The following is a 475-nucleotide window of genomic DNA, read 5'->3' as shown; positions in this document are numbered from 1 at the left end:
ATGTTTGCATAGAGCGAGAGAAAGCACAAAAAGGCAAATAATGGTTTATAAGGGAATAGGAATTTTTGCACTTTTAGGTATGGGTATTACCTATGCAAGCGTAAAGGAGAATTTAGATTATCTCTTTGAAAGTAAGTTTCCTATAAGTGATTATGTGTGGCAACAAAAAGGCACACATCAGGGCGACCTTTCAAAAAGTAATATCTTTAATCAATCTCATATACAACCTAATCTCACTATGCTTACCGATGAGTTGGGTAATCCCATACTTGATGAAAATGGAGACCCTATTTATATTGATAAAGAAGGCAATATGTATTCAGGAGAAGGCAAAAAAATTCTTGATAAAAAAATATTGCTTGATAAAACAGGAAAACCAATCCTTGATAAAAATGGAAACCATATCTTTATAGATAAAAATGGCAATCTCAAAGATAAAAACGATAATCCTATTTTAGATTCTAATGGCAACCCT

General features: G+C 32.2%; 1 pseudogene. It reads left to right on the top strand.

From position 1 onward, the window contains the following. Positions 1-40: 40 nt before the first annotated feature. A pseudogene (locus LS67_RS09495) lies at positions 41-475 on the top strand (hypothetical protein); the annotation flags it as partial.

This window comes from Helicobacter sp. MIT 03-1616 (assembly GCF_000765685.2).
Lineage (GTDB): Bacteria > Campylobacterota > Campylobacteria > Campylobacterales > Helicobacteraceae > Helicobacter_C > Helicobacter_C typhlonius.
Note: the sequence above shows the minus strand (reverse complement) of the source record. Positions and strands in the feature narration are given on the sequence as shown.